Genomic DNA, 11,366 nt, shown 5'->3' with positions numbered 1-11,366 from the left:
CGAGGCGTGGTCGCCGTACGCCGCGAGCGAGCCTCGGCCGGGCTCGTGCGGGCGGCGCAGGAGGTCGCGCGGTGGGTGGACTCCCAGCTGGAGCTGGCCGAGCTCGACCGCTCCCGGACCATGCTGATGGAGGCGGAGGTCCGGGCGCTGCGGGCGCAGATTTCGCCCCACTTCATCTACAACTCGCTGACCACCATCGCGTCGTTCGTCCGCACCGACCCCGAGCAGGCCAGGGAACTGCTGCTGGAGTTCGCCGACTTCACCCGCTACTCCTTCCGGCGGCACGGCGACTTCACCACCCTGGCCGAGGAGCTGCGCTCGATCGACCGCTACCTCACGCTCGAGCGGGCCAGGTTCGGCGACCAGCTCCAGGTCACGCTGCGCATCGCGCCGGAGGTGCTGCCCGTGGCCGTGCCGTTCCTGTGCCTGCAGCCGCTCGTGGAGAACGCCGTACGGCACGGCCTGGAGGCCAAGCCGGGGGTGGGCCGGATCACGCTCGTCGCCGAGGACGCGGGCGCGGAGTGCGTCATCACCGTCGAGGACGACGGCGTCGGCATGGACCCCGAACGGCTGCGGCGGGTGCTGGCGGGGGAGGACCGCTCGGGCGCGGGCGGCATCGGCGTGGCCAACGTCGACGAGCGGCTGCGCCAGGTGTACGGCGACGAGTACGGCCTCGTGGTGGAGACCGGGGAGGGCGCCGGCACCAAGGTCGCCGTACGGGTCCCCAAGTACCACCCCGGCGTCCGCACATGACCGAGGATCGTCCCCTCGCGTCCTGACCATTCGAAAAGCTGTGCGTATCAGTCTGATTACTGTTAGTGTCCGCACCGGTCAGGTCGCCCCTTGCTCGGAGGATCTAAGCCGATGAGTGTGACGATCGAGTTCGGCCGGCACGGGACGCTGTGCCCCTGGACCCGGGACGATACGCGCGACCTGCCGGAAGGATTCCGGTGCGAGATCGAGGACGGGAACCTCCTGGTCGTGAACTCCCCCGTCCCCGAGCACCAGTACGTCGCCAACCGGCTCATGCGCCTGCTGAATGACGCGGCCGAGGACGCCGGGCTGCTCCGCCGCCGTCCGGGCTGACCCGGACCACCGCGATCCGAGCTGTGATGCGGTCGTGATGAGGAGGCGTTGACTTCCGTACGTTCCGGTCATCACTCTCTTATGGATCGGTCGGTGAGAGGGGTGATCGTGAGCGGTCTGCGGGTTCTGGCGGTGGACGACGAGCAGCCCGCGCTGGAGGACGTCGCCTACCTGCTGCGCGCGGACCCCCGCATCGGCGATGTGCTCACGGCCCGCGACGGAGCCGCCGCGCTGCGGCTGCTCGACCGCGCGATCGCGGACGGCAGGCCGGTGGACGCGGTCTTCCTCGACATCCGCATGCGCGGGCTCGACGGAGTGGTGCTGGGGCGGCTGCTGACCCAGTTCACCCGGCCCCCGAAGATCGTCTTCGTGACGGCGTACGAGGCCCACGCCGTCGACGCGTTCGAGCTGAAGGCCGAGGACTACCTGCTCAAGCCCGTACGGCCGGAGCGGCTGGCCGAGGCGATCCGCCGGGTGTGCGGCAGCCGGGGCGAGCCGGGGGAAGGGCCGCAGGCGGACACCATCCCGGTCGAGCTGGGCGGCGTCACCCGGTTCGTGGCCAGCACCGAGGTGCGCTACGTCGAGGCGCAGGGCGACTACGCGCGGCTGCACACGGCGACCGGCAGCCACCTGGTCCGCATCCCGCTGGCCACGCTGGAGGAACGCTGGGCGTCGGCCGGGTTCCTGCGCGTCCACCGCAGTCACCTCGTCGCGGTCAAGCACATCGACGAGCTGCACATCGACTCGGGCAAGTGCGTGGTGCGGGTGGGCGACACAGAGATCCCGGTGAGCCGCCGCCACACCCGCGAGCTGCGCGACCTGCTCGTCCGCCGGGCCAGGAAGGGCCAGGCCCGGTGAGCGCCGCGGAGCCCGGGCGGTGACCGGCAAGCCCCGCAGGGCGGCGACGGGCGCGCGCGGACAGGCCGAGGGGACGGCGCCGGGCGGAAAGCCCCGCAGGGTGACGGTGACCAGCCCCCGCACGGCGGCGGCGCGCAGGCCGCGGCACCCGCTCACCCGGGAGATCGACGAGCAGACCCGCCTGGGCGAGGTCTACATGGGCTCGCTGGTGCGGACCCAGTTCCGCCTGGCGTTGTTCGTCTGCACCGTGCTGGCCTGCGTCGTGGGCGGCCTGCCGCTGCTGTTCCTGCTGGCCCCCGAGTTGCGCGCGGCCCAGCTGCTCGGGCTGCCGCTGCCGTGGGTCGTGCTCGCGGGGCTGGTCTACCCGGCGCTCGTCGCGGGCGCCTGGCTGTACGTGCGGCAGGCCGAGCGCAACGAGCGGGACTTCGCCGACCTCGTGGAGCGCCGGTGAGGACGGCACGCCGGTGAGCCAGATCGCCGCGGTCGTCCTGGTGATGCTGGCGACTGTGCTCATCGGCGCGTTCGGCATCCGGATGTCCCGCACCACGTCGGACTTCTACGTCGCCTCGCGCACGGTCTCGCCGCTGTGGAACGCCTCGGCGATCGGGGGCGAGTACCTGTCGGCGGCCTCCTTCCTCGGCATCGCGGGCCTGATCCTCACCTTCGGCGCGGACATGCTGTGGCTGCCGGTCGGCTGGACCGGCGGTTATCTCGTGCTGCTCGTGCTGGTGTCGGCGCCGCTGCGGCGGTCGGGGGCCTACACCCTGCCCGACTTCGCCGAGGCGCGTCTGGAGTCGATGGCGGTGCGGCGGCTGTCGAGCGTGCTCGTCGTGCTGATCGGCTGGCTGTATCTCATGCCGCAGTTCCAGAGCGCCGGGCTGGTCTTCCGTACGATCACCGGGGCGCCGCCGTGGGCGGGCAGCCTGCTGGTGGCGGTGGTGGTCGCGACCAACGTGCTGTCGGGCGGCATGCGGTCGATCACCTTCGTCCAGGCGTTCCAGTACTGGCTGAAGCTGACCGCTCTGGCGGTGCCGCTGGCGTTCATGCTCGTGGCCTGGTGGTCCGACGGCTCGCCGGGGCTCGCCCCGGGGGACGAGTGGGCGCTGCCGCTGCACGGGCGCGAGCATCCGGTCTACGAGACGTACTCGCTGATCCTCGCGACGTTCCTCGGGACGATGGGGCTGCCGCACGTGCTCGTCCGCTTCTACACCAACCCCGACGGCCGGGCCGCCCGCCGCACCACGCTCCTCGTGCTGACGCTGCTCGGCGCCTTCTACCTGATGCCCGCCGTGTACGGCTACCTCGGCCACGTATACGGCATGCCGGAGAGCGACACGGTGGTCATCGCGCTGCCCGGCCGGCTGGTCGGCGGGCCGGTGGGCGAGTTCCTGACCGCGCTGGTGACCGCGGGGGCGTTCGCGGCGTTCCTGTCGACGTCGTCGGGGCTGACGGTGTCGGTCGCCGGGGTGATCGCGCAGGACATCCTGCGCGGCGGGGTGCGCGCGTTCCGCGTCGCGACCGTGCTCGCGGTGCTCGTGCCGCTCGCGCTGGCCGGGGCGGCCCGGTCGCTGCCGGTGGCGACGGTGGTGGGGCTGGCGTTCGCCGTGGCCGCCTCGTCGTTCTGCCCGCTGCTCGTGCTGGGCATCTGGTGGCGCAGGCTGACGACGGCGGGCGCGATGGCGGGGCTGCTGGCCGGCGGAGGGCTGGCCTGCGCGGCGGTCGTGGTCACCATCACCGGCGGACCGCACACCGGCTGGGCGGGGTCGCTGCTGGCCCAGCCGGCGGCCTGGACGGTGCCCGTGTCGTTCACGGTCATGGTGGTGGTGTCGTTGCTGACGCCGTCGCGGGTGCCGCGCGGCGTCGCGCGCACCATGGTCCGCCTGCACACCCCGGAGACGCTGAACGTCGACCGCGGCGACTGGCATCCGCGGTACATGTAGGTCGTCCGCCGGTGTCCGCCGGACCGCTCGGCGCGTGCAAACGACCATTCGTCGCACGGACGCGCCATGTGAACGAGCGGGCGGTACGGCTGGGCGACGCGGCGGGCATCGGGACTCGTCGGCGCACGCGTCGCACTCCTACGTTGAAGTGATTCAGATCACTATGCCGGAGGAGATCTTGTGACCGTCCAGCACGATCCATCGGTTTATGAACGTATACAGGCGGGTGAGCCGTTCCAGGAGCTGCGCCGTCGCTACCGTTCCTGGGCCTTCCCCATGACCGTCGCCTTCCTGGCGTGGTATCTGCTCTATGTGGTGCTCTCCGGGTTCGCCCGCGACTTCATGGGCACCAAGCTGTTCGGCAACATCAACGTCGCCCTCGTCTTCGGCGTGCTGCAGTTCGTGTCGACGTTCCTGATCGCCTGGGCGTACTCGCGGCACGCTGCGGCCAAGCTCGACCCGATCGCCGACGAGCTGCGCGCCGAGGCCGAGAGCCGCGACGAGGTCGGGGAGGGCACCAAGTGAGTCACGAGACGCTGTCCACGATCCTCTTCGTCGTCTTCGTCGCCGGCACGCTCGCGATCACGTTCTGGGCCAGCCGCAACACCAAGAGCGCGTCCGACTTCTACGCCGGCGGCCGGTCGTTCAGCGGCCTGCAGAACGGCCTGGCGATCGGCGGCGACTACATGTCGGCCGCGTCGTTCCTCGGCATCGCCGGCATCATCGCGCTGTCGGGCTACGACGGCTTCCTCTACTCCATCGGCTTCCTCGTGGCCTGGCTGGTGGCGCTGCTGCTCGTCGCCGAGCTCATGCGCAACTCCGGCAAGTACACGATGGCCGACGTGCTGGCGTTCCGGATGTCGCCGCGCCCTGTCCGTACGGCGGCCGGCGTCTCCACGATCGTCGTGAGCATCTTCTACCTGCTCGCGCAGATGGTCGGCGCGGGCGCGCTCGTCGGCCTGCTGCTCGGCGTCCACTCCGAGGCCGGCAAGATCTGGACGATCATCGCGGTCGGCCTACTGATGATCATCTATGTCGTGTTCGGCGGCATGAAGGGCACCACCTGGGTGCAGATCGTCAAGGCCGTCATGCTGATGGTCGGCGCGGCGCTGATCACCCTGCTCGTGCTCGGCAAGTTCGGCTTCAACCTGTCCGGGCTGCTCGGCGACGCCGCGAGCGCGAGCGGCAAGGGCGAGGCGTTCCTCAAGCCCGGTCTCAAGTACGGCACGGACGCCCAGGGCGTCTGGGGCAAGATCGACCTGATCAGCCTCGGCCTGGCCCTGGTGCTCGGCACCGCCGGCCTGCCGCACGTCCTCATCCGCTTCTACACCGTGCCGACCGCGAGGGACGCCCGCAAGTCGGTCATGTGGGGCATCGGCATCATCGGCGTGTTCTACCTGCTGACGCTGGTGCTCGGCTTCGGCGCCGCGGCCGTGGTGGGCTCGAAGACGATCGCCGAGGCCGACAAGGCCGGCAACACGGCGGCCCCGCTGCTCGCCCAGCAGGTGGGCCAGGACCTCTTCGGCGACGTCGGCGGCACGGTCCTGCTGGCGGTCATCGCGGCGGTCGCGTTCGCCACGATCCTCGCGGTCGTCGCGGGCCTGACCCTCGCATCCTCCTCCAGCTTCGCCCACGACCTGTACGCGCACGTCTTCAAGCGGGGCACCGCCACCGAGCGCCAGGAGGTCGTGGTCGCCCGCGTCGCCGCGTTCGTGATCGGCGCGGTCGCGATCGCGCTGAGCATTTTCGCCCAGTCGCTCAACGTGGCCTTCCTCGTCTCGCTGGCCTTCGCGGTGGCCGCGTCGGGCAACCTGCCGGCGATCCTCTACAGCCTCTTCTGGAAGAGGTTCAACACGGCGGGCGCGGTCTCGGCCATCTACGGCGGCCTGGTCTCCGCCGTGGTGCTGGTGATCTTCTCGCCGGTCGTCTCCGGCGCGCCGACGGCGATGTTCCCCGACGCCGACTTCCACCTGATCCCGCTGTCGAACCCGGGCATCTTCTCGATCCCGATCGGCTTCCTGTGCGGCTACCTCGGCACGATCCTCAGCAAGGAGTACAACGCTCCGAAGTACGCCGAGATCGAGGTCCGCTCGCTGACCGGCCTCGGAGCCGAGAAGGCCACGAGCCACTGACACCGGTTCCCGGCCGTACGTCGCCGGCCTTCCGGCGGTGCCACCCACCGCCGCCGGGGGCCGGCACCCCCATACGCCCGGCCGCGCCTCGCTGCGCCACCCACCGCAGCCCGGCGCGGCCGGGCGTATGCGTGCCCTGTCCCTCGCGTCATGGTGTTGGGGCACCCGCTCTGGTTATGGTTCGGTCCGTGGACAGCCCTCTCCAGACGGCCAAGGCCTGGTCGCGTTCGCGCTCGCGGAGAGGGACGCTGCCGCCCGACGGCGACGCCCGCACCCGCATCCTCGACGCCGCCGAGGAACTGTTCGCGGGCGGCGGCTACGAGGCCACGCCGACCGCGCGCATCGCCGAACTGGCCGGAGTGCCCAAGGGCCTGGTCTTCCACTACTTCCCGCGCAAGATCGACGTACTGATCTCGCTGGTGGACGAGCGCACCGTGGTGGTCGAGGAGGAGGTCGAGGCGGTCCCCGGCGACGCGGCGGGCGCGCTGTCGCGGCTCGCCCGCAGGCTGCCGCTGCGCGCGTCCCCCGCGATGCGGCGCATCCTGTTCCGGGAGGCCGACACCCACCTGTCCGTACGGGAGCGGCTCGGCCGTCTCAACGCCGAGATCATCCGCCGGGCCAGGTTCGCCCTGGAGCTCGCCCTGCCGGGCGGGCGCGGTGACGCCGCACGGCTGGAGGCCGCCGCCGCGACCTTCGCCGCGGTCCTGCTCTACCAGGAGAGCATCTGCCTGCTCACCGGTCACCACATCGACCCCGACGCGGTCGCGGAGCTGATCGCGGGCGCCCTGCGCTGACGAGGGCCACACCGTCGGTGGTCAGGCGGGCACCATCTCCTGCGACTCCTCCCGCTCGTCGCGGGGCCGTACGGGCGCCGCGTCCTCGCCGTGGGCCGCGTCGTGCGGGGAGTCGTCGAGCAGGGACAGGAGCTCGTCCATCGCCTCGCGCAGGTGGCCGACGACGCTCCAGACGTCGGGCAGCCGGGTGGGGCAGGCGACGACGCCGATGTCCAGGCGGCCGTCGTAGGACGCGCAGGTGACGCTGAGCCCTCCGGTGGCGTCGGTGACCACCGACAGCGGGTGGTAGGACAGCATCCGGGCGCCGCAGAGATACAACGGCACGCGAGGACCGGGCACGTTCGACACGATGAGGTTGACTCCCGCCCCCGCGACGCCCGCGAGGCGGAACACCACCGGCGTGGCCAGCGCCGCGAAGGCGTTCGGCAGCATCGCGCACACGTCGTCCAGCCACGTGCGGTGGGACACGGCGAAGCGCCGCTTGGCGGCGGCCAGCGCGGCGCGTACGGCCGTCAGCCGCTCACGCGGGCAGGCGACGTCGGTGGCCAGCGGCGTGACCATCGCCGAGATGCGGTTGCCGACCCGCCCCTGCGCCGCCTCGCCGGACGACCCGCCGGAGTGAGGGCGCAACGCCACCGGCACGGCGGCCACCAGCGGCCGGTCGGGCAGCGCGTCGTGGGCGATCAGCCATCGCCGCAGCGCCGAGGCGCACAGCGTCATCACCACGTCGTTCGGGCCCATGCCGAAGGCCCTGGCCACCCGCCTGACCTCCGCCAGCGGCACGGAGCCGAAGGCGACCTCCCGCGTGCCGGAGATCGGGCCGTTGAAGGGCGTGCGCGGCGCGACCAGCGGCCGCGTCTCGGGCAGCGGGCGCGAGTCGCCCGCGAGCGCGCGGGCGGCCTGGGCCACGAGCCGGGCGTCGGGCAGCGCCGCGACCACCGGGATCGCGTCCAGGTCCGCGGCGGCACGGGCGAGCGAGCACAGCGTCTCCACCGGCTGGACGATCGACCGGGCGACCGCCCCGGCGAGCATCGTGAGCAGGCTGGGCGGCACCGGCGGTGCCGGAGCGGGAGGCACGTCCACCCTGCGCGGCAGCGGCGACGGATCGAGCAGCGCGCTCAGGATCTCCGAACCCGACACGCCGTCGATCGCACAGTGGTGCACCTTGATGTAGAGGGCGCAGCGGCCGCCGGCCAGGCCGTGGACGAGGTGCGCCTCCCACAGCGGCCGGCCGCGGTCGAGCCGCCGCGCGTGGACGCCCGCCACGTACGCCGCCAGCTCCCGCTCCCCGCCCGGCGCCGGCAGGGTGGCCTCGTGCACGTGCGCGTCGAGGTCCACGTCCGGATCGTCGAGCCAGTACGGCCGGTCGAGCCCGAAGGGCACGTCGGCCAGGCGCATCCGCAGCGGCGGGGCGAGATGCAGCCGCTCGCGCAGCAGGGCGAGCAGCGCCTGCCTGGTCAGCGTGCCGGACGGCGAGGTCGACGGGTCGAGCACGGCGACACCCGCCACATTGGCCGCGGTCGTCGCCGACTCCACGCTCAGGAACTGCGCGTCGAGTGCCGTCAACTGGCGCATCTCGTCATCCTTCCGCTCACGCCGCCCGATCCGCCGCCGGTCGTCGCCCGGTCCGCCGCCCCGCCGCCGGTCGTCGCCCGGTTCCGGTCCGCCCGGTCGTCGCCGGCCGGCGGTCCTCGCACCCTCGGCGAGCCCCCCGGCGCAGGGCGATCACCGTCCCCGCACCGCGACCATCATCGCCGTGCGGAGTTACCGGCGCATTTCTCCCACGTGCCGCCCGGGGATGTTCAGGCGCGCCCGTGACCTGCGCGAGGAAATCGGGCTCCGCGAGCGGCCGGGCTGGGCGGGCAGGGCGCGCGGAAGGCGCTGGGCGCGGTCAGGCCCGGCCCAGGTGGGCCAGCAGGCGATCGACGGGCCAGGTGTTGACCACGTCGTCCGGGGTGAGCCAGGCCCGCTGCGCGATGCCCACGCCGAACCGCTGGTGGGCCAGGTGCGGGATGGCGTGGGAGTCGCTGTCGATCGAGAACTTCACACCGTGGTGGCGCGCGAGCCGCACGAGATCGGAGGGCAGGTCGGCGCGGTCGGGGTAGGAGTCGATCTCCATGATCGTGCCGGTCCTGGCGGCGGCGCGGAACACCGCCTCCCAGTCCGCGTCCACCGGCGGCCGTTTGCCGATCTTCCGGGTCGTGGGGTGACCGATGACGTGGACGTGCGGGTTCTCGCACGCCGCGATGAAGCGGCGGGTCATCTCCTCCCGCGACTGGGTGAAGTGCGAGTGCACCGACGCGACGCAGACGTCGAACCCGGCCAGCACCTCGGCCGGCCAGTCGACCGAGCCGTCCGGGGCGATGTTCAGCTCGCTGCCGTGCAGCAGCCGCATGTCCGGATAGCTCTTCTGCAGCTCGGTGATGCGGGCGCGCTGGTCGAGGGCCTTGTCGAGGGTCATCCGCTGCATGACCAGGTCGGGCGCGTGGTCGGTCACCGCGTAGTAGGAGTAGCCGCGCAACGCGGCGGCGGCGACCATGTCCTCAAGCGAGGCGATCCCGTCGGTCAGGTCGGTGTGCGTGTGCAGGTCGCCCCGCAGGTCGTGCAGCTCGACCAGGCGCGGCAGCTCGCCGCGCAGCGCGGCCTCCACCTCGCCGCCGTCCTCGCGCAGCGCGGGAGGCACCCACCGCATGCCGAGCGCCTGGTAGATCTCCTCCTCGGTCTGCGAGGCGATGAGGCGGTCGCCGTCGAACAGGCCGTACTCCGACAGCTTCCAGCCTTTCTTGACCGCCATCTCCCGGATGCGGACGTTGTGCTCCTTGCTGCCGGTGAAGTAGACCATCGCGGCGCCCCACGACTCGGCGGGGATCAGCCGCAGGTCGACCTGGAGGCCGCGGTCGGTCCTGACCGAGGTCTTCCGCTCGCCCCTCGCGATGACTTCGGTGACGTACGGCTGCCGCGCGAACAGCTCCATCAGGGCGGGGTCGCCCACGGCGAGGATGTCGATGTCGCCGATCGTCTCGCTCATCCGGCGCAGTGACCCGGCGAAGGCGATCCGGTCGGCGGGCAGCGAGGCGATGACCCGCTCGGCCAGATCGGTGGCGACGCCGAGGTGGACCCGGTCGCCCGAGCGCTCCATGTGCTCGATGCCCTTGAGCAGGTTCTCCTCGGTTTTGGCGCCGAAGCCGCGCAGGCCGTTCAGGCGGCCGGCCCGGATCGCCTCGGCCAGCGCGGCGGGGGAGTCGATGCCGAGCTCCTGGAACAGGAACAGCGCCTTCTTCGGGCCGAGCGAGGGGATCCGGGTCAGTGCGCGCACCCCCTCGGGCACCCGGCCGCGCAGGTCGTCGAGCTGGCGGAAGCTGCCACGCTCGAGGAACTCCTCCATCTTCTTGGCGATGGCCTCGCCCACGCCGGGGATCGACCGCAGAGTCTCCTTGGTGAGATCCTCGGGAAACCCCGCGATGGACTTGGCCGCCCTCTGGTAGCTGCGCACGCGGAAGGCGTCCCCGCCGTTCAGTGCGAAGAGCTCGGCATACTCCTGCAGTGCGGCAGCCGCCTCGTCATTGGCCCGTCCCATGCGTCTCAGGGTAGAAGAAGCGGGAGCGCGCGTTCGAACGAACGCATCCAGTACGGCCAGGTGTGGGTGCCGTTTCCGTAGAAATCCGTCGTCACCTTCACCCCGGCCTTCTGGGCGGCCCTGGCGAAGTTCAGGTTCTGCCGCATGATCGAGGCCTCGGTGCGATCGGTCGATGCGCCGTCCTGACGGCCCGGGTCCAGCGGGCCGGGCTCGCCGTCGCCGGACGACGCGTAGAGGCGCACGCCCTTCAGCCGCCCGGCGAGGTCGGCGGGATTGTGCTCCGGCCAGGCGCTCGGGTCGCCCCACAGGTCCTCGGTGTCCACGCCGTTGTCCGCCATGAACGACCGGTATCCGGGGACGTCGTCGCGAATGTCGAGCACCCCGGAGAACGACGCCGCGGCCTCGAAGACACCCGGATGCCGGGCGGCGTAGACGAACGCGCCGTAACCGCCCATGGAGAAGCCGGCCACCGCGCGGCGCGTGCCGGCGCCGTACCGCGGCTCGACCAGGCGTGGCACCTCGGTCATGTGGAACGTCTCCCAGCCGGGGCCGTCGCGCCAGTCGGCGTACCAGCCCATCGAACCGCCCTCGGGGACGATGACGACGGCGTCGAGGCGGGCGGTCAGCCGGGCCGTCTCGCCCGTCCTTAGCCAGTCCCAGGCGCCGCCGGCGCAGCAGCCGTGCAGCAGGTACAGCACGCGCCAGCCGGTGGAACCCGGCTTCCAGCCGGCGGGCTTCAGCACCCACACCGAGCGCAGCCCGCCCGTGGCCGGAGACTCGATCACGAGCTTGTCCGTCCGCCCGTCCACGGCCTCCTGCGAGACGACCTTGGCCTCCTGAGGGACGGCCTCGGCCGAAGCCGCGGCCGGGGACCGGACGGGCGGCGGCGCGGCGGACCCGGCGGCGCCCTGGCAGCCGGTCACCAGGACGACGAGCACGAGCCACGTCAGGATCTTCTTCACGGTGAGCTGCATCTCAC

At 72.1% G+C, this 11,366-nt stretch carries 11 protein-coding genes; 8 read left to right on the top strand and 3 right to left on the bottom strand.

The features are described 5' to 3' along the window. From AB0J39_RS18155 to AB0J39_RS18120, 8 genes are all read left to right on the top strand, one after another. A partial coding sequence (locus tag AB0J39_RS18155) for a histidine kinase (RefSeq protein WP_363465849.1) occupies positions 1-753 on the top strand: 753 nt, incomplete at its 5' end. A gap of 111 nt (positions 754-864) precedes the next feature. Continuing rightward, positions 865-1,086: a hypothetical protein gene (locus AB0J39_RS18150; protein WP_363465847.1), complete on the top strand. Its 222-nt coding sequence runs from the start codon at positions 865-867 to the stop codon at positions 1,084-1,086. Positions 1,087-1,194: 108 nt separating this feature from the next. Next, on the top strand, positions 1,195-1,944 hold the full coding sequence (locus AB0J39_RS18145; protein WP_363465851.1) for a LytTR family DNA-binding domain-containing protein: 750 nt from the start codon (positions 1,195-1,197) through the stop codon (positions 1,942-1,944). Positions 1,945-1,963: 19 nt separating this feature from the next. Beyond that, positions 1,964-2,395, top strand: coding sequence for a hypothetical protein (locus AB0J39_RS18140; protein WP_363465844.1), 432 nt, complete (start codon positions 1,964-1,966; stop codon positions 2,393-2,395). A 13-nt stretch (positions 2,396-2,408) separates the two neighbouring features. Further along, entirely contained in the window at positions 2,409-3,884 is a 1,476-nt protein-coding gene (locus tag AB0J39_RS18135; RefSeq protein ID WP_363465842.1) for a cation acetate symporter, read from the top strand. A gap of 180 nt (positions 3,885-4,064) precedes the next feature. After that, entirely contained in the window at positions 4,065-4,409 is a 345-nt protein-coding gene (locus tag AB0J39_RS18130; RefSeq protein ID WP_363465840.1) for a DUF485 domain-containing protein, read from the top strand. Continuing rightward, entirely contained in the window at positions 4,406-6,016 is a 1,611-nt protein-coding gene (locus tag AB0J39_RS18125) for a cation acetate symporter (protein WP_363465837.1), read from the top strand. Before AB0J39_RS18130 ends, AB0J39_RS18125 begins: the two co-directional genes overlap by 4 nt. 188 nt (positions 6,017-6,204) lie before the next feature. Beyond that, positions 6,205-6,810: a helix-turn-helix domain-containing protein gene (locus tag AB0J39_RS18120; RefSeq protein ID WP_363465835.1), complete on the top strand. Its 606-nt coding sequence runs from the start codon at positions 6,205-6,207 to the stop codon at positions 6,808-6,810. 21 nt (positions 6,811-6,831) lie between these two features. Here AB0J39_RS18120 and AB0J39_RS18115 read toward each other — a convergent pair whose 3' ends face one another. The 3 genes from AB0J39_RS18115 to AB0J39_RS18105 all read right to left on the bottom strand — a co-directional run bounded on the left by AB0J39_RS18115 (position 6,832) and on the right by AB0J39_RS18105 (position 11,361). Continuing rightward, positions 6,832-8,385: a wax ester/triacylglycerol synthase family O-acyltransferase gene (locus tag AB0J39_RS18115; RefSeq protein ID WP_363465833.1), complete on the bottom strand. Its 1,554-nt coding sequence runs from the start codon at positions 8,383-8,385 to the stop codon at positions 6,832-6,834. Positions 8,386-8,701: 316 nt separating this feature from the next. After that, on the bottom strand, positions 8,702-10,387 hold the full coding sequence (polX, locus tag AB0J39_RS18110) for a DNA polymerase/3'-5' exonuclease PolX (protein WP_363465830.1): 1,686 nt from the start codon (positions 10,385-10,387) through the stop codon (positions 8,702-8,704). A gap of 5 nt (positions 10,388-10,392) precedes the next feature. Further along, positions 10,393-11,361, bottom strand: coding sequence for an alpha/beta hydrolase family protein (locus tag AB0J39_RS18105; RefSeq protein WP_363465828.1), 969 nt, complete (start codon positions 11,359-11,361; stop codon positions 10,393-10,395). Positions 11,362-11,366 lie beyond the last annotated feature (5 nt).

Source organism: Microbispora sp. NPDC049633, from assembly GCF_040675265.1.
Lineage (GTDB): Bacteria > Actinomycetota > Actinomycetes > Streptosporangiales > Streptosporangiaceae > Microbispora > Microbispora maris.
The sequence above is the reverse complement of the archived record's forward strand: the minus strand, read 5'-3'. Positions and strand labels throughout refer to the sequence as shown.